Source organism: Mesorhizobium sp. P160927 (genome assembly GCF_057766385.1).
Map to the genome: position 1 here is coordinate 4,900,278 of NZ_JBYMDW010000001.1, position 17,388 is coordinate 4,917,665.

Sequence of the window (17,388 nt, forward strand, 5' to 3'; positions counted from 1 at the left end):
CGCCGCGGGATCAGCCGCGGGCGCCAGACTATAGCCAGCGACTACTGGTTTTCCTTGGTCTGCCCCATGATTTCTTGAGCGCTGAAATTGATGCCGCAGGTCGGGAAGGAATTGCCGACGAAGAAATTGTCGGACTGGTCGGGGAAGAAATCCTGGCCTGCCTTGAAGTTCGGATCCTCGACAATGGCCAGCGGCAGCTTCACCGATTGCGGCACGACATTGCCTTCGAGGGCCGCGATTGCCGTCTTGATTGCCACGGCCACCTGGGCGGGGCCGGTGCCGGCGGAAGAGCACTTCAAGCCGTCGCCGGCATGCGCGGCGCAGAATTTGCGAAAGCCGTTCTCCGTCTCGCCGCCGAACGGAACGAATGGATGCTTGGCATCCATCATCGCCTGCACGATGCCGGTGTCGCCGCCTTGCCCGGTGATGCCGTCGAAGGGTCCGTTGGTGGCAATCGCGTCCGCCGTAGCTTTCTGGGCGACGCCATCGTCCCATTTGCCGACCACCTCGGTGACTTCCCATTTCTTGCCCGAGCCGTCGAGAACCTCGTGGATGCCGGCATGGCGGTCCGTATCGACGGAGGTGCCGGCGACGCCGCGCACTTCGAGCACCTTTCCGCCGTTCGGAACATGTGAGACCAACCACTTGCCCCACAATGCGCCAAGGCCCTTCTGGTCCACATTGACGTTGATGGCATCCTTGGTGTCGAGGATGTTGTCGAAGGCGACCAGCACGACCCCCGCTTCCCTGGCGCGCTTGATGACCGGCCCGAAGGCGGTCGGATTCTGCGCGTTGACGACAATGGCGTCAAAGCCGGAATCAATGAAATTGTTGATCGCGGAGATCTGCGCCGGGACGTCCTCGCCGGTCGACACAACCTTGAATTCCTTCAGTTTCTTGGCGACATCCGGCTGTGCCGCGTACGCCTTGGCGGTCTGCACCATCTGGATACGCCAAGTGTTGGCGATATAGCCGTTGGCGAGCGCAACGCGATATGGGCCGGCCTTTTTGGGGAACTTGAAGAATTGCGTATCGGCTGCCCATGGGGCGAAGCAGTCCGGCTCGGCTGCTGGTCCCTTGACGACTTCTGGGCCTGCGGCCATCGCCGCTGAGCTCAACATGACGAATGCAGTGGCGGCAACGATGCCACCGACGAGTGACTTGATCATCGATATTCCTCCCAGTTGCAGTTCTGACTTCTTTGTTTAGCTGCGGTACAATGACGTGTTGACCCAAGCACCTCCCGCCGTAGTCCCACGCACGTCAGGTGGCCAGCGCCAACCTGCTCCTCCTTTTCGCTTCCTTAAGCGGGAGCAAAAGTATCATATTATCAATAATAAACAAGGAAATTCTGTCGCTTATGTATAATAAACAACACGCCGACGCCATGTGGTTTCGAATGGTAGCGCTACCAAGAATGCCTGTAAAGGCTGATTCAGCAGGTTCTAAAATGTTTCAGCGCGCCGTGCTCTCGCGGCGCTTCAGCTCGAAGCCAAGGTCGACGACGCGCTGCCGCGGCCTGTCACCTGATATCGCCGCAAGCGCCATGGCCACCGCGCGCCTGCCGATTTCGTAGCGATGGGTGCGGATGCTGGTGATCGAAGGAAACGCCACTTGCATCATGTCGAGATCGTTGAAGCCGACAATGCCAATGGTCTTGGGCACGTCGATGGAAGCGCGATGGCATTCGAACAACACGCCGAGCGCGATGTCGTCATTGTTGCAGAACACGCCGTCGAGCGTTGGCATCTTGGCAAGGGCATCGCGGAACAGTTCGCGACCAAGCGGCACGCTGGACAGCACCGGCGTTGTGGTGATCAGGCGCGGGTCCGAGAGGCCGGCGTTCTCCATCGCCATCCGGTAACCAGCCAGGCGCCGCTGCGAGCGGGGGTCCATGCGTGCACCGATGAAGCCGATCCGGCGATACCCCGCCTCGATCAGGTGCTCGGTCGCCGTCCGACCGCCATCGAGATGCGAGAAACCGACCATCATGTCCACCGGATCAGGCCCGGTCTCCATCACCTGCACCACCGGGCAACCGGCATTCTCCAGGAGTTTTCGCGAAGCGGTCGTCTGGTCGATGCCGGCAACGATGAGCGCGGCCGGGCGTTGCGAACCGAACAACTGCAGCAGCCGCTCTTCCTCCAGTCCGGAATAGTGCGTATTGCCGAGCTGGATGCGGAACGGGCTGTCCGACAGGCTGTCATAAATGCCGCGCACCACCTCGGCGAAGACGTTATTGGTCAGCGAAGGCACCAGCACACCGAACACTTCGGCGCGCGCCGAGGCCAGTGCGCGCGCATTGGGGTCCGGCACATAGCCGAGTTCGTCGACGGCGGCCTGAATCTGGCGGCGCAGCTCCTCGGAAACGCGCGCCGGGTCGCGCAGCGCGCGTGAAACGGTGATGGCGCCGACGCCGGCCTTGCGTGCCACATCCGATAGGGTTGGGCGGCCACCGCCCCGGCGCGAACGCGGCTTGATCACGATCTTGGCCCATGCGCATGGCCATCGAAGCGCGCCCGCAATGCGATCTTTCCAGCTGTCGCCATCTCACCGGCCTGTTGCCGCACCCTCCGCCTTGGCGTCGCGCAGTGACTGCCCGTTGTCAAGCCGGGCCACCGAATGGCCGTGCTTGGCTTTCCTCAGGCGGCTACGGCAGCCCTGTCCCTTGCCTTCCAGATGAACAGTCCGATCGCGAGTATGTTCAAGAGGTTCCAGGCAATCCCGTTCAGGAACGCGGCGGCATAGGAGCCGGTCAGGTCGTAGATCCAGCCCGACATCCAGCCGCCGATCGCCATGCCGAAAATCGTCGCCATCATGACGATGCCGATGCGCTGGCCGGCTTCCTTGGCGGGCAGGTATTCGCGCACGATGATCGCATAGCAAGGGACGATGCCGCCTTGCGACAGGCCGAAGACCAGCGACACGGCATAGAGCGAGGCGAGCCCGTCGAACGGGATGTAGAACAGCAGTGACAGGCATTGCAGCACGGAGCCGATAAGCAAGGTTTTGACACCGCCGATGCGGTCGGCGACAAAGCCCGAAGCGAGCCGGCTGACGACGCCCGCGGCCATCATGATCGACAGCATGTCGGCGCCATGCGCCATGCCGTAGCCGAGATCCATGCAATAGGCGACGATATGCACTTGCGGCATCGACATCGCCACGCAGCAGCCCAGTCCCGCGACGACCAGCAGCATCTGCATCGCGGCTGGAGACATTGGCATCGGCTGCACAGACCGGCTTCCGGCCGAGCCGGCGGCTGCCGCTTCCGGAGCGCCACGGCGCAGCAAAAGCACCAGCGGCACCATGGTGACCAGGCAGAAGACGCCGATGGCGGCATAGGTGAAGCGCCAGCCTTCCGCTTTGATCAGCGTCGGCATGATGGTCGGCCAGATCGCTCCGGCGAGGTAATTGCCGGCCGCGGCCGCGGTGACGGCGACGCCGCGCCGGCGATTGAACCAATGCGATATATCGGCGATCAGCGGCCCGAAGATCACCGATGTACCGAGACCGATCAGCACGCCCTGGGCAAGGGTGAATTGCAGGATCGAGGTCGACAAAGCCGCGAGCAGAAGGCCGGCGGAGAGCGCGATCGAGGAAAACAGCGCCGGAATCCAGTAACCCATGCGGTCGATGGCGCGGCCGACCAGCACATTGCCGGCGGCGAAGCCTACCATGGTCGCGGTGTAAGGCATGGATGCCGCGGCGCGGTCGACGCCGAACTCGGCCTGTACCGCCGGCAGCACCACGACAACGGCCCACATGCCGACCGCGCCGATCGTCGCCAGCAGCATCGAGATAGCAAGGCGCATCCAGGCGTAGGAACTGTCGATACCGGGGCTTGGCCGGCTCAAGTCGGCTCGTGACAAAGGCGTTTCCTGTCGGCGGCCTCAACCGCTGCTGTTTTGGCCACTATCGACGCATTCTCGGCGCACAGCAGCGCCACGGCGGGCAAATCCGTGGTTCCAGGGAGGTACGAGTGCGGAACCGACGCCAGCATCTGGAGTTTCCGATCAGCAACCCCGCAAAGGAGTCCAGCCATGACCGCCACCAAGCAGAAATGGTCGGCCGAGGTGACCGAGCACAGCGATGCCATGGATCTCGAGGACCACGTGTTCGAATCCGACGACGCCAAGAAGATCGCCGCCTCGCTCAAGCGTTCGGCCGAACACAGCCACCGCCGCAAGGCCGAGCCCTTCCAGTCCGCGATGTCGATGCTGAATTTTTACATCAACAGGGCCGGAAAAAACCTGCCCGCGGCACGCAAGAAGATCCTCGAGGACGCCAAGGACGAATTGCGCGCGGCATTCGGGCGGCCAAAAGAGGATTAGGCCCTCGCCGCCAATGGCTCCTCAAACTTGTTTCTCACCATCGAAAACGAGGTGAGGAACCCGTTTCTTACCGCTACCCAGACGGTCGGCGCCCTATTGCCTGATCTCGGGTTCGACAAGCTTGGCCAGGTTGCGCAGCGACTCTTGCCAGCCGAGATAGCAGGCTTCGGCGGGAATGGCGTCTGGAATGCCGGCTTGTGTGATGTTCACTTCGGTGCCTACGGACACTTTCTTCAACGTCACGGTCACCTGGATCTCGCCGGGCAGGTTGGGATCGTCGAACCTGTCGGTGTAGCGCAGGAGTTCGCCCGCGACGAGCTCGACATACTCACCGCCAAACGAATGGCTGTCGCCAGTGGTGAAGTTGCGGAACGACATCTTGAAGGTACCGCCGACCTTGCCTTCGAAGTGATGAACCGTGCAGGTGAAGCCGTTCGGCGGAAGCCATTTGGCAAGAGCGTCGGCCTCGAGGAACGCGCGGTAGACCTTCTCCGGGCTGGTGGTCAGAACGCGATGCAAACGTACGGTGCTGGGCATGTCGATACTCCTTCGTGGTCTCTGTTCGATGCCCCAAGGACGGACACAACACAGCCGGTCCGACATAGGCTTTAGAATTTTTTGCGGTGCTCCCCGAATTGCTTCGAGCTCGAAGGCGCAAACACCCCCGCCGAACGGCCGTGTCGCGGAAATCTATCGCGAACGGATGACGTTGTCGGTATTGGCCAGCAGCTTGCGCACGGCATTGCGCGCTGCGTCGGGCCGCTGGAGGCGGATATTCTTTTCGATTGCCTCGTGCATCTTCTGGGCGAGCTGCAAATCGTCGAGTTCACGGGTCGTGTAGGCAAACAGGTGGTCGAAGGCGGATTCGATCAGCACGCCGAGCGGCACCAGCAGATCATTGCCCGAGGCACGCAGGATGGCGAGGTGGAAGCGGGTGTCGGCGCGGGTCCGCTCCTGCAAGCTTTTCGCCTCGCCCATCTCACGACAGGCCTGGCTGATCTCGGCCATCTGCTCGTCGGTTCGCCGCATGGCGGCGAAGGCGGTCGCTTCCGGCTCGATGATGTGGCGGAATTCCTGCACCGTCTTCAGGAACACCTCGCGGTCGGGCGACGTCGCGTACCAGGCGAGCACGTCGCGGTCGAGCAGGTTCCAGCGCTCCTTCGGCTCGACCCAGCTGCCGATCTTGGGGCGCGATGCGAGCAGGCTCTTGGCCATCAGCATCTTGATCGCCTCGCGCACCGCCGAGCGGCTGACGCTGAAGGTCTCCGACCATTTGGCCTCATTGGGCAGGATGGTGCCGGGCGGATAGTCGCCGCGCACGATCCTGAGGCCAATCTCGCCGGCCAGTGATGTGTGCACGCTGGAGCCCGGAATACGTGCCGCGTCGGCTCGCCGAACACCGGCCGGACGATCGGCGGCTACAGCCTTTTTCGGCGATTTTTCCTTGTTCGGCTTCGCGTCCCGCATGGGTTCCAGAAAGGCCGGTTTAGGGGAGCTGTCAAGCGCGGTGCGAGCGTGGGGCCGCGAAGCCGGCCCTCTATGCACAACCCAGCCGTGATTCGAGCTCGCTCAGGCGGTCTTGACGTATTTGCGCCAGCTGTGCTCCGGGCGGAAGCCGAGCATGTCGCGCGCCTTGCGGTTCGACAGCAGCGTCTCATACTCACCGAGTTCGCCGTTGACCGGCACGTCGGGATAGAACCGCTTCAGGAGCTCGGCGGTCGGCAGATCGGACGAGGTGTCGTCATTGGCGGCATTGAACACCTGGTAGCCCAGCCCATCCTTCTCGACGGCGCGCAGCGTGATCTGGCCAAGGTCGCGCGCGTCGATGTAACTCCAGGCGATGCGCTTGCGAAAACCAGGATCGGCGAACCATTTCGGAAACAGCGAATACTCATGCGGCTCGATGACGTTGCCGATGCGCAAGGCATAGATATCCGTGCCGTTGCGCTGCGCGAAAGCGCGCGCGGTCTTCTCGTTGACGATCTTTGATAGCGCATAGCTATCCATCGGGTCGACGTCATACTCCTCGTCGAGCGGGAAATGCGTGGGGTCGCGCGGCTCGTTGGCGAACACCAGGCCGTAGGTCGTCTCGCTGGAAGCGATGATCACCTTGCGAATACCGAGCTTCACCGCCGCCTCGATGACGTTGTAGGTGCCCATTGCATTGATGCGGAACACCTCGTTGTCGGGCGTGATCATGATGCGTGGGATGGCAGCGAAATGCACCACGGCGTCCACTGGCTGCGGGCGTAGCGAGGGGTCGAATTCGTGCAGCCCCATATAGCTCGACAGCGCGTTGAACACCTGGCCGCTGTCGGTGATGTCGGTGATCAGCGTGCGCACCTTGGGATTGTCGAGCGGCTTGGTGTCGATGTTGAGCACCTGGCAACCCTGCTCGACCAGATATTGCGCGACGTGGCGCCCAGCCTTGCCGCTGCCGCCGGTGAACATGATCCGCTTCGTCATTTCTGGTCTCCACGAAAGTCCTGGGATTTACGTGTATTGTCAGACAATATTGCTTTCTGCAACCGTCTATGGCTAAAACAGCGGCGACATTATCGATAATCACGGGAACAGGACAGACAGCATGAGCACGAGCGCTACCGGTGAGAAGATCGGCTTTGTCGGCCTTGGCCTGATGGGGCACGGCATAGCCAAGAACATTGTCGACAAGGGATATTCCCTGACCTTCCTCGGCCGCAAGAACCGCAAACCGGCGGAGGATCTTCTCGGCCGAGGGGCTCGCGAGGCATCGACTTCCCGCGATGTGGCGGCGGCATCCGATATCGTTTTCATCTGCGTCACCGGCTCGCGCGAGGTGGAGGCTATCATTCGCGGTCCCGATGGCCTCAAGGAGGGTTTGAAGAAGGGGGCGGTGGTCGTTGACTGCTCAACATCGGATCCGGTCTCGACCGTGGCACTTGCCGCGGAACTCAAGGCGCTCGGCGTCGACTATGTCGACGCGCCGCTCAGCCGCACGCCGAAGGAAGCCTGGGAAGGCACGCTCGACGCCATGGTTGGCGCGCCCGACGCCGTCTTTGCCAGGGTCAAGCCGGTGATCGACACCTGGGCCGGCCGCATCGTGCATATCGGCGATACCGGAGACGGCCACCGCATGAAGCTGCTCAACAATTTCATCTCGCTTGGCTACGCCGCACTCTATTCCGAGGCCTTGGCACTGGCGGAGAAGGTCGGCATCTCGCCGCCGCGTTTCGACAGCGTCATTCGCAACGGCCGCATGGATTGCGGCTTCTACCAGACCTTCATGCGCTGGACGCTGGAAGGCGACCGCGACGCCCACAAATTCACCATAGCCAATGCCTTCAAGGATTTGACCTATCTGGAATCGATGGCGGGCGCGGCGGGCATCGCCAATCCGCTCGGCAACGCCACCAAGAATTCCTTCGCCGGCGCTCACGCAACCGGCCCGGCCGAGCAGTTCGTGCCGATGCTGGCCACGCACATCGCCAAGGTCAATGGCATCGACCTGATGCCGACGAAGGATGGAAAGAAGCAGACGATCTGAGACCCGGACGGCGGCTGGCCTCAGCGCCGGCCCCTTCCGATCCCCTCATCCGTGTCGGCAAGCAGCTTGTGCACGGCGTTGCGCGCCGCGGCTGGCCGCTGCAGGCGGATGCTTTTCTCGATCGCCTCGTGCAGTTTCTGTGCCCGCCGCTGATCGCCGACCTGGCGCGTGGTGAAGACGAAGAGATGGTCGAGCGCCGATTCGATCAACACGCCGAGCGGCACCAGAAGGTCGTTGCCCGACGCCCGCAGGATGGCGAGGTGGAAGCGCGTGTCGGCACGGATGCGCTCGGGCAGGTTGGCCGCCTCGCCCATCTCGCGGCAGGCCAGGCTGATCTCGGCCATCTGCTCGTCGCTGCGCCGCATGGCGGCAAAGGCGGATGCTTCCGGTTCGATGATGTGGCGGAACTCCTGCACGGTGCGAAGGAACGCTTCGCGATCCGGCGCGGTCGCGTACCAGGCCAGCACGTCGCGGTCGAGCAGGTTCCAGCGCTCCTTCGGCTCGACCCAACTGCCGATCTTTGGCCGCGAAGCCAAAAGGCTCTTGGCCATCAGCATCTTGATCGCCTCGCGCACCGCCGAACGGCTGACATTGAAGGTTTCGGCCCATTTGGCCTCATTGGGCAGGATGCTGCCAGGCGGATAGTCGCCGCGCACGATCCTGAGGCCAATCTCGCTGGCGAGCGAGGCATGGACGCTGGACCCGGGAAAGTGCGCCGCATCCGCCCTGCGCATGGCTGCTGGGTCATGGCTGGCTTGCGCCTTGGCCCGGCCGGCTTTTTTCTTTGCCTTCTCGTCCGGCATTCACGTTCCAATAGGTCGGCCGCCAGTCACCCGGATTGATCCGAACCCGCGTGGCGCACCGATCCCGTTGCCGAAAATCCAAACCACTGACGCGTCAAAGCCGGAGCCCGATTGCCCCAACCAAGGCGTCCTGTTGAAGAGTGGAGGAAACGGGACGCTCGTTGGCGAGCGCCCCGAAATCGCGGCCTACTTCTGGATGCAGGTGTCGACGGTGTCCTTGGTGCATTCGTCGAGACCGGTGAAGACCGGATCGTCAACCTTCTTGCCTTCGACCAGGTCGATCATCACCGATGGTGCCTTGTAGCCCATTTCGAAGGGCCGCTGGCCGACCAGCGCGGTGACAAGGCCGTCCCTGGCGATCGCCACCTCGTCGCCGATCGTGTCGGCGGCGCCGATGACGAAGTCGTTCTTGGCCAGCCGGTCCTTGAGCGGGCCGATCAGGTCGCGGTAGGGCTGCGGCGCGCCGAACAGCGGCCACCCGCCCATGATGCCGAACGCGTCGAGCTTGGGGTTGGCGGCGAGGATGTCGGTCATCGCCTGAACGCCCTTGGCTCCGTCGTCATTGGTGAACACCGGGCAGCCGGCGACTTCCGTCCAGCCGCCTTCGCCGGCAAGTGCCGTGAGGCCTTCCTTGCCGGTCAGCGCGTCGCGCATGCCTTGCGCGCGGCGCAGGATGTTGTCGGCCGCCGGATTGCCCTCGATGGTGCAGATCGTGCCACCATTCGGCTTGGCCTTCTTGATGTACTCGCCGATCTTCTTGCCCATCAGGTAGTTGTCGGTGCCAAGATAGGTCTTGCGCAGTGCCGCGTCTCCCTTGGCGAGATCGGCGTCGACGGTCATGATCGGGATCGACGGATTGGCGCTCTTGATCGTCTGTGCGATCAGCGGCGCGTTGGACGGCGAGATCGCCATCGCAACCGTGTCGGCCTTGCTAAGCATATCCTGCACGATCTGCGCCTCGCCGGCCTCGTCGGAAGTCGATGCCGGGCCGGTGTAGAAGCATTCATATTCCGAGCTGGCGTTTTCCTTGTTCCATTTCTCGCAGCCCTGGTGGATGGCTTCGAAGAATGGATTGTCGAGACCTTTCACCACGATGACGAGCTGCTTCTTGGCCAAAGCCGGCCCGGCGCCCAACGCCATGGCGGCGACGGCGGCGAGCAATACTGTTTTCCTCATGTCAGTCCTCCCTTTGCAACCAGACGGACACGGCGTGCCCGCCACACAAACCAGCCAGGATGCGAGATGACTGAGACGCGTGCGCCCATTCAATCCGGCCAGGCCGATAAGCATTTTCAGATGCGACCCTCCCAGCGACGACGCTGCACGATCGCCAAAACCTTCTTGCCGTTGGCGCCGCCGATGGCGTCGTCAAAGCCGGCATGTCTTCCTCCGACGCTCAACTAATAACGGCTTGCCGCCAACGTCAATGCTATTTGTCCTACAAAACGGATTTTTCAAAATCTGCACGGCACTATTCGTCTGACAATTGCCTGTTCGACAATTGACGCCCGCGATACCATTCGCGTAAATGACCGCATCGCTGCCCCCGGGAGGAGCTGGGGAAAGCCAATGGAAGCTGTCGCCTGTCCGCGTGAGGATGGGTCAGGCATGGGAGGCAAAGACTGGTGGCGGTTCTCGAACTCACCAACATCTCGAAGCATTTCGGCGCCATCCAGGCGGTCAACGACGTGTCGCTGTCGATCGAGCCCGGAGAGGTCGTCGGCCTGATGGGCGACAACGGCGCCGGCAAGTCGACGCTGGTCAAGATGATCGCCGGCAATTTCCGCCCGAGCCATGGCACCATGCGCATGGACGACAAGGAACTCATCCTGCACAAGCCGGTCGAGGCGCGCCAGCACGGCATCGAGATCGTCCACCAGGACCTGGCGCTCTGCAACAATCTGACGGCGGCGGCCAATGTCTATCTCGGCCGTGAACTGCGTCGTGGCGTCGGCCCGTTCCGTATCCTCGACTATGCGGCGATGTACAAGCGCGCCGGCCATATCTTCGCCGAGCTGAAATCCGAGACGCGCCCGCGCGATCTCGTCAAGCAGATGTCGGGCGGACAGCGCCAGGCCGTGGCGATCGCCCGCACCATGCTGTCGCAGGCCAAGATCGTGCTGATGGACGAGCCGACGGCGGCGATCTCGGTGCGGCAGGTCGCCGAAGTGCTCAACCTCATCCGCAACTTGCGTAAACAGGGCATCGCCGTGGTGCTGATCAGCCACCGCATGCCCGACGTCTTCGACGTCGCGGACCGCGTCATCGTGATGCGGCGCGGCAGGAAGGTCGCCGACAAGGCGATCGCGTCGAGCTCGCCCGAGGAAGTCACCGGGTTGATCACCGGCGCCATCGAGCAGGCGGCGTGAGAGCGATAAAACCGGTTTTCATTGCGCTGGCGCGTTTCGCTGCCGGCAGGAAAGGTCGATAATGGCAGTCACCCTTGACCAGACGATCGCGCAGAAGCAGCACACTCTCCTGTCGCGCCTGTTCTCCAGCCAGACTTTCTGGGTGGTGGTCGCCGTCGTCCTGGCCTGCATCTTCTTGTCCTTCGCCACCGATGCCTTCGCCACCTCGAAGAACCTCTACAACATCACGCGCAACATCACCTTCGTCGCCATCGTGGCGCTCGGCATGACCTTCGTCATCATCACCGGTGGCATCGACCTGTCAGTAGGCTCGGTGCTGTGCCTGTGCTCGATGGTGCTGGCCGTCACCATGCATGCAGGCTATTCGATCGAGATCGGCATTCTGGCCTCGATCGCCACCGCGCTCGTCATCGGCGCGTTCAACGGCATTTTTATCGCCTATCTGGGCTTTCCGCCCTTCGTGGTGACGCTCGGCATGCTGTCGATCGCCCGCAGCCTCGCCATGGTCGCCTCCAACAACACCGTCGTCTTCCAGTTCGGCCCGGACCACGACAAGCTTCTGGCGCTCGGCGGCGGCGCCTGGGTGTTCGGCATCGCCAATCCGGTACTCTACACGATCCTTTTGGCCCTGATCACCGGCTTCGTCCTGCGCTGGACGAAGTTCGGCCGCCACATCTTTGCCATTGGCGGCAACGAGCACGCCGCGACGCTGACCGGCGTGCCGGTTCGCCAGATCAAGGTCGCCGTCTACATGATCTCGGCGCTGTCGGCCGGCATTGCGGGCATCATCGAAACCGGCTGGCTCGGCGCTGTCACCACCAATCTCGGCAACGGCATGGAACTGCAAGTGATCGCGGCCACCGTCATCGGTGGCGCCAATTTGGCCGGCGGCGTCGGCACCGCCTTTGGCGCCATCGTCGGTGCTGCCCTCATCGAGGTGATCCGCAACAGCCTTGGCTTGCTCGGCATCAACGCCTTCTGGCAAGGGACTTTCATCGGCGGCGCCATCCTGCTCGCGGTTTTGTTCGACCGCATCCGCAATTTCAGGCGCAGCGATTGAGGGCTCTTCGCCGTCGAAGCGCTAGTCGTTCTGATCCTATCGCTCAGTCTGAAAATCGGCCGAAGCCGACGGCCTTTGATGCCGGCCAACAGCCGATGCCTTGACGGATGCCGAAAACCGGCCGCACAATCCCCCTGCAGGCGAAGGGAGGCCAGTCGCTTGCGGGAGGATATGCCATGACGGAAGCGATCAGGCTCTACTGGGGCCGGTTCGGACATGTTTCTGTCCTGAATGTCGCGAGCGACTTCGTCACCCATGCCCATGTCGAGGCTCATCTGATCATCTGGCTCGAAGGCACCGCCGGCGAGATGACCATCGGCCGCGAGACGGTCAGCCTCGGCCCCTGCACCGCCGCCGGCATCAATTCCTTCCAGCCCCACAGCCATGTCCTGTCGCAAAACGGGACGCCCGGTCTGTTTCTCGCCTTCTACATCGATCCCGACTGGGCCCGCCGCCGGCGCGACCTGCCATCCAACGCGCCGCTGTTTTCGCGGGCGGCGATCGCGCTCGAGCCTTGGCTGCACCAGGCGGCCGCCAGCCTGCTCGACCATCTCACCGACAATGAGAGCGTCGACGATGTCGCCAATTACGAGATCGAGCGCTTCGTCGACTCGGTGCTCGATGCCGCCGATGCCTCGGCGCCGCAGGACGCGCGCGGCCGCATAAACACGGTGCAGGATTTCCGCGTCCGCAAGGCGATTCAGCTGATGAAGGCCAATATCTGCGAACGCATCTCCTTCGACGACGTTGCCCGCGCCGTTGGCCTTTCGCGGCCGCATTTCTTCGCCTTGTTCAAGGAACAGACCAACCTGACGCCCAATGTCTACTGGAACACGCTGCGCATGGAGGAAGCGGTGCGGCAGTTGCAGTGGTCGCGGGAGCCGCTGATCTCGGTCGCCTGCAATCTCGGCTTCACCACGCAAGGCAATTTCTCGCGCTTCTTCCGCGACCATGTCGGCGTGCCGCCGACGCTCTACCGCGAGGCCGCGCGGGCAACGGCCTGAGCAACAGCTATCTGTTTTTTCAGACTGGTTGATAGACGCTCAAGACGCATTGATAAGCGCTGCCCGCTGTAGCGCCCTACCCTTGCCGCAACGAAATTCGCAAGGGAACATCTTATGCCCAAAGTCACCATCTCCAGCGTCATCGACGCACCGGTCGAACAGGTTTGGGCGCGCATACGCGATTTCAACGGGTTGCCGGATTGGCATCCACGCATGGTCGAAAGCCATATCGAGGACGGCAAGGATGCCAGCACGATCGGCTGCGTGCGCAACTTCCAGCTGGCCAGCGGCGCGCGGCTGCGCGAAAAACTGGTCCACTTTTCCGATGACGATTTCCTCGTCAGCTATTCTATCCTGGAAACGCCGCAGCCGCTCACCAACCACAAGGCGACGCTGCAATTGCGGCGCATCACCGACGGTGACCGCACCTATGCCGAATGGACCGCCAGCTTCGACGCAGCACCCGAAGAAGCCGACAAGCTGGCCGAGGGCATGGGCGCCAATGTCTTCCAGGGCGGCTTCAACGCCTTGAAGAGCCATTTTGCCGGCCAGGGTTGAGGAGCGGGCCATGGCGCTGGCATTGCAGAGTTTTGCAACGGTGAAGGACGCCAGCGCGGCGCTGGAAGCCTCCGGCACGCGCTATCTCGGCGGCGGCACGCTCGTCGTACGCGCCGCCAATGAAGGCGATGTTTCGGTCTCCGGCCTTGTCAAGTCGACAGACCCGGCCCTGTCGGCAATCGCGGTCTCCGGTGGCACGGTGCGCATCGGCGCTTCCGTGACCATGGCGGCGATCGGCCGCCATCCCGAATTCGACCAGCTTGCCAAGGCCGCGCGTGCCGTTGGCGGTCCGGCGATCCGCAACATGGCGACCATCGGCGGCAATCTGTTCGCGCCGGCGCCCTATGGCGATTTCACCGTGGCCCTCCTGGCGCTCGACGCAACGGTCGCTACGAATGACGGCGAAAGACCCATCGAGACCTTCCTGGCCGCACGGGACGACAGCCGCGCCATCGTCACGTCGGTCGGTTTCACGCTTCCGAAGCCCGACAGCTTCCGCTTCCTCAAAGTGTCGCGGGTCAAGCCCAAGGGGGTCTCGGTGCTGAGCATCGCCGTCGTTCTGGAACAGGCTGAAGACGGAACCGTGTCCTCGGCACGGGTCGCGCTGGGCTGCATGGCCGATCGGCCGATGCGTGCCAAGGCAGCGGAAAAAGCGCTGCTCGGCAGGACGCTCGACCCGGACGGCATCGCACCGGCGCTGGCCGCCGCGGCTGAAGGCATCTCGCCCATCACCGACCCGATCGCCAGCGCCTGGTATCGCGCCGAGGTTCTGCCGGTGCATCTCGGCCGGCTGCTGCTCGGCTAATCACAATCGGGGGCGCGCGCTTGCCCCGCGGGGCAGGTGCGCAAGGAGGAAGAATGGCAAAGGTCCCGGTTCAATTCACGCTCAATGGCTCCGAAAAAGCCGAATTCATAGAAAGCGGCACGACGCTGCTCAATGCCTTGCGCGACAAGATCGGCGACACCTCGCCGAAGGGCGGCTGCCACCAAGGCACCTGCGGCGCCTGCTCCGTCATCATCGACGGCGAGTTGAAGCTCTCCTGCCTGACGCTGGCCGAGACCTGCAACGGTGCAATGATCACGACCACGTCGGGCCTCGCCGAAGGCGGCGTGCTGCACCCGCTGCAGCGCGCCTTCCTCGACACATTCGCCACCCAATGCGGTTTTTGCACACCGGGCATGATCATGGCCGCCAAGGTTCTGCTCGACCACACGCCCAATCCCAGCCGCGAGGATGTCGTCGAGGCGCTGTCCGGGAACGTCTGCCGCTGCACCGGCTATGAGCCAATAATCCAGGCGGTGCTCACCGCCGCCCGCGCCAATTCGCAGAACGCGGCCTGAGGGACCAAGGAAATGGAACTGCGCAAGAGCTACTTCGCCGATGTCCGCAAGGATGATCTGCATGAGATCGGCCAGGCCCGGCCGCGCTCGGATTCGCCAGGCCACGTCACCGGCAAGACCGCCTATTTCGCCGACCGCAACTTTCCCGGCATGCTGCATTTGAAGATGGTGCGCAGCCCTCATCACCATGCCCGCATCCGCTCGATCGACACGTCGGAGGCCGAAAAACATCCGGGCGTGGTGAAGGTGCTGACGGCCAGGGACGTGCCGCACAATGTCTACACGATCCTGATCCTGATCCAGGTCGGACCGGAAGACGAGACGGTCCTGGCCGATGGCAAGGTGCGCTGGAAGGGAGAGGCCGTGGTGGCGGTGCTGGCCGAAACCGAGCGTGCCGCCCAGGAGGCCGCCGCCAAGGTCAAGGTCGATTATGAAGTGCTGCCCGCCGTGTTCGACATGGAGGAAGCGCTGAAGCCCGGCGCGCCCATCGTCAACGAGTATCACGGTCAGAACTATTACCTCTATGACAGCGGCGCGTGCCGCAAGGTGCGCTTCGGCGATGTCGAGGCGGGCTTTGCCGAAGCCGATCACGTGCTGGAGCAAAGCTATCAGTCCTCGCCCATCGAGCACGCGCCGACCGAGACCACCGGTTGCGTGGTGGCGCCCGAGGGCAATGACCGCTTCACCTGCTACACCAACACGCAGGCCATGTTCTTCACCCTCGACAACACCTCGATCATCCTGCAGATGCCGGGCAGCAAGCTGCATTTTGTCGGCGGCACGGTCGGCGGCGGTTTCGGCGGCAAGGTCGATGTCATCGTCGAACCGATCGCTATCCTCGGCGCGAAACTAACCGGGCGACCAGTCTGTTTTATCTACAGCCGCGAGGAGGAGATGCAGATCTCCTCGCCCCGCGCGGCCGAAAAAGTCGTCATCAAGGACGGCGTCATGAAGGACGGCCGCATCGTCGCACGAAAGGTCACCGGCTACACCGATGCCGGTGCCTACTCCCGCCACTCGCCCTATGGCGCGCAGAAGGGCGCTGGGCACTATCCCGGTCCCTACACCATCCCCAACGTCTGGATCGACACCTACTGCGTCTACACCAATCGCACGCCGTCGTCGGCCATGCGCGGCTTCGGCGTCACCATCGGCGATTTCGCGCTGGAGGTGCAGATGGACAAGCTGGCGCGGCTGATCGGCATGGATCCACTCGAATTCCGCTTCATCAACGCCTATCGCGACGGCGACATGAAGGCGCATCGCCAGCCGACCGAGGGCGCGGCGCTCATCGAATGCATGCAGGAAGCCTCGCGCGCCGCCAACTGGCCAGTGGCGGAGAAATACATGGCGATGTCCTCCTACAAGAACGGAGCTTGAGATGGCGATCAGGCGTGGACGCGGCGTGGCCGCGATTAACTATCCCACCGGCATGAACCTTGGTGGCGACCCGACCCAGGCGCTGGTGCATTCGACACCGACCGGCAATTTCATGGTCACGCTTTCCAGCGTCGATCTCGGCCAGGGGATGAAGCAGATCATGGCTCAGATCTGCGCCGAGACGATCGGCGTGCCGACCGACCGCGTCGTCGTCGACACCGCCGACACCGACACCGGCCCGCACTGCATGGGCACCTTCGCCTCGCGCGGCACACACCGCGCCGGAAACGCGGTCATCCAGGCCGCCAGGGAAGCCCGTCAGGTGATGCTTGAAGTGGCGGCCGAGGAACTGGAAGTGAATGCCTCTGACCTCGAAACCGACGGACAGGGCAACATACTGGTCAAGGGCGCGCCGCAAAAGTCGATCTCGATCTTCGATGTCGCCCTGTCGGCGCATTTCAAGCGCGGCCGCTCGATTTCTGGCCGCGGCATGTTTTTGATCCCGCGCTCCTATCCGGAGAAGGAGACCGGCGCGATGAAGCCGTCGACCTGTTATGCGCATGCCTGCACGGTGGCAGAGGTGGAAGTCGACGACGAGACCGGCGAGGTCACGGTGCTGACGGTGAAGAACGTCTTCGAGATCGGCCGCGCGTTGAACCCCAAAATGGTCGAGCAGCAGCTGGTCGGCGGCTCCTGGATGGGCATCAGCCACGCGCTCTATGAGACGACCGAGCCCTACTACCCCAACCGCGACCATGGGGGCACCGACTTCAACCAGTATCTGATGCCCGGCCCCGGCGACCTCGCCGAAACCGAGATTATTGTGCTGGAGCGCCCTTCCGCCGACGGGCCGTATGGCGCCAAGGGGCCAGGTGAAATGTGCGCCAACCCGCAAATACCGGCGGTCGCCAACGCCGTCTTCGATGCCGTCGGTGTGCGCATCGACACGCTGCCGATCACGCCCGAACGCATTTTGCGCGCGCTCAAGGCGCAAGCCGCGAACTGAGGACCGA

Annotated in this window: 18 protein-coding genes; 10 read left to right on the plus strand and 8 right to left on the minus strand. The window is 63.1% G+C overall.

Annotated features, from left to right (window positions below):
* Window positions 1-41: 41 nt before the first annotated feature.
* The 3 genes from AC3CB8_RS23830 to AC3CB8_RS23840 all read right to left on the minus strand — a co-directional run bounded on the left by AC3CB8_RS23830 (window position 42) and on the right by AC3CB8_RS23840 (window position 3,872).
* A complete protein-coding gene (locus AC3CB8_RS23830) occupies window positions 42-1,169 on the minus strand; it encodes a sugar ABC transporter substrate-binding protein (protein ID WP_023769574.1) in 1,128 nt (375 codons plus the stop codon).
* Window positions 1,170-1,455: 286 nt separating this feature from the next.
* Window positions 1,456-2,484 (minus strand): HTH-type transcriptional regulator GntR, encoded by a 1,029-nt coding sequence (gene gntR, locus AC3CB8_RS23835; protein WP_023782755.1) that lies wholly within the window; start codon window positions 2,482-2,484, stop codon window positions 1,456-1,458.
* Window positions 2,485-2,642: 158 nt separating this feature from the next.
* Window positions 2,643-3,872, minus strand: coding sequence for an MFS transporter (locus AC3CB8_RS23840; RefSeq protein ID WP_023782756.1), 1,230 nt, complete (start codon window positions 3,870-3,872; stop codon window positions 2,643-2,645).
* 171 nt (window positions 3,873-4,043) lie between these two features.
* Between AC3CB8_RS23840 and AC3CB8_RS23845 the strand changes: the two genes are divergently transcribed.
* Window positions 4,044-4,334: a DUF3175 domain-containing protein gene (locus AC3CB8_RS23845; RefSeq protein WP_015317112.1), complete on the plus strand. Its 291-nt coding sequence runs from the start codon at window positions 4,044-4,046 to the stop codon at window positions 4,332-4,334.
* A 93-nt stretch (window positions 4,335-4,427) separates the two neighbouring features.
* On the opposite strand, the gene AC3CB8_RS23850 is transcribed toward AC3CB8_RS23845, so the two are convergent.
* The 3 genes from AC3CB8_RS23850 to AC3CB8_RS23860 form a co-directional block, all read right to left on the minus strand.
* Window positions 4,428-4,871 carry an SRPBCC family protein gene (locus AC3CB8_RS23850; protein ID WP_023769571.1) on the minus strand — a complete coding sequence of 148 codons (444 nt, stop codon included), beginning with the start codon at window positions 4,869-4,871 and terminating at the stop codon, window positions 4,428-4,430.
* Between the two features lie 153 nt (window positions 4,872-5,024).
* On the minus strand, window positions 5,025-5,801 hold the full coding sequence (locus AC3CB8_RS23855) for a FadR/GntR family transcriptional regulator (RefSeq protein ID WP_023782757.1): 777 nt from the start codon (window positions 5,799-5,801) through the stop codon (window positions 5,025-5,027).
* A 102-nt stretch (window positions 5,802-5,903) separates the two neighbouring features.
* Window positions 5,904-6,800, minus strand: coding sequence for an NAD-dependent epimerase/dehydratase family protein (locus tag AC3CB8_RS23860; protein WP_023782758.1), 897 nt, complete (start codon window positions 6,798-6,800; stop codon window positions 5,904-5,906).
* A gap of 91 nt (window positions 6,801-6,891) precedes the next feature.
* Between AC3CB8_RS23860 and AC3CB8_RS23865 the strand changes: the two genes are divergently transcribed.
* Entirely contained in the window at window positions 6,892-7,860 is a 969-nt protein-coding gene (locus AC3CB8_RS23865) for an NAD(P)-dependent oxidoreductase (protein WP_348626362.1), read from the plus strand.
* A 20-nt stretch (window positions 7,861-7,880) separates the two neighbouring features.
* Here AC3CB8_RS23865 and AC3CB8_RS23870 read toward each other — a convergent pair whose 3' ends face one another.
* Together AC3CB8_RS23870 and AC3CB8_RS23875 are read right to left on the minus strand one after the other, a co-directional pair.
* On the minus strand, window positions 7,881-8,663 hold the full coding sequence (locus tag AC3CB8_RS23870; protein WP_023782760.1) for a FadR/GntR family transcriptional regulator: 783 nt from the start codon (window positions 8,661-8,663) through the stop codon (window positions 7,881-7,883).
* Between the two features lie 186 nt (window positions 8,664-8,849).
* Window positions 8,850-9,839: a sugar-binding protein gene (locus tag AC3CB8_RS23875; RefSeq protein ID WP_023769566.1), complete on the minus strand. Its 990-nt coding sequence runs from the start codon at window positions 9,837-9,839 to the stop codon at window positions 8,850-8,852.
* Window positions 9,840-10,288: 449 nt separating this feature from the next.
* On the opposite strand from AC3CB8_RS23875, the gene AC3CB8_RS23880 reads away from it, so the two are divergent.
* From AC3CB8_RS23880 to AC3CB8_RS23915, 8 genes are all read left to right on the plus strand, one after another.
* Entirely contained in the window at window positions 10,289-11,032 is a 744-nt protein-coding gene (locus AC3CB8_RS23880) for an ATP-binding cassette domain-containing protein (protein ID WP_023782761.1), read from the plus strand.
* Between the two features lie 61 nt (window positions 11,033-11,093).
* Window positions 11,094-12,092, plus strand: coding sequence for an ABC transporter permease (locus tag AC3CB8_RS23885; RefSeq protein ID WP_023782762.1), 999 nt, complete (start codon window positions 11,094-11,096; stop codon window positions 12,090-12,092).
* Window positions 12,093-12,268: 176 nt separating this feature from the next.
* Window positions 12,269-13,096, plus strand: a complete 828-nt coding sequence (locus AC3CB8_RS23890; RefSeq protein ID WP_023792374.1) for a helix-turn-helix domain-containing protein — start codon at window positions 12,269-12,271, stop codon at window positions 13,094-13,096.
* A gap of 114 nt (window positions 13,097-13,210) precedes the next feature.
* Window positions 13,211-13,654, plus strand: coding sequence for an SRPBCC family protein (locus AC3CB8_RS23895; protein ID WP_023769561.1), 444 nt, complete (start codon window positions 13,211-13,213; stop codon window positions 13,652-13,654).
* Between the two features lie 10 nt (window positions 13,655-13,664).
* Window positions 13,665-14,459 (plus strand): FAD binding domain-containing protein, encoded by a 795-nt coding sequence (locus tag AC3CB8_RS23900; protein ID WP_023769560.1) that lies wholly within the window; start codon window positions 13,665-13,667, stop codon window positions 14,457-14,459.
* Window positions 14,460-14,512: 53 nt separating this feature from the next.
* Window positions 14,513-14,995: a (2Fe-2S)-binding protein gene (locus tag AC3CB8_RS23905; protein ID WP_023782765.1), complete on the plus strand. Its 483-nt coding sequence runs from the start codon at window positions 14,513-14,515 to the stop codon at window positions 14,993-14,995.
* A 12-nt stretch (window positions 14,996-15,007) separates the two neighbouring features.
* Entirely contained in the window at window positions 15,008-16,375 is a 1,368-nt protein-coding gene (locus AC3CB8_RS23910; RefSeq protein ID WP_023769559.1) for a xanthine dehydrogenase family protein molybdopterin-binding subunit, read from the plus strand.
* Window position 16,376: 1 nt separating this feature from the next.
* Complete coding sequence (locus tag AC3CB8_RS23915) at window positions 16,377-17,381, plus strand: xanthine dehydrogenase family protein molybdopterin-binding subunit (protein WP_023756899.1); 1,005 nt, start codon at window positions 16,377-16,379, stop codon at window positions 17,379-17,381.
* Window positions 17,382-17,388: the final 7 nt, after the last annotated feature.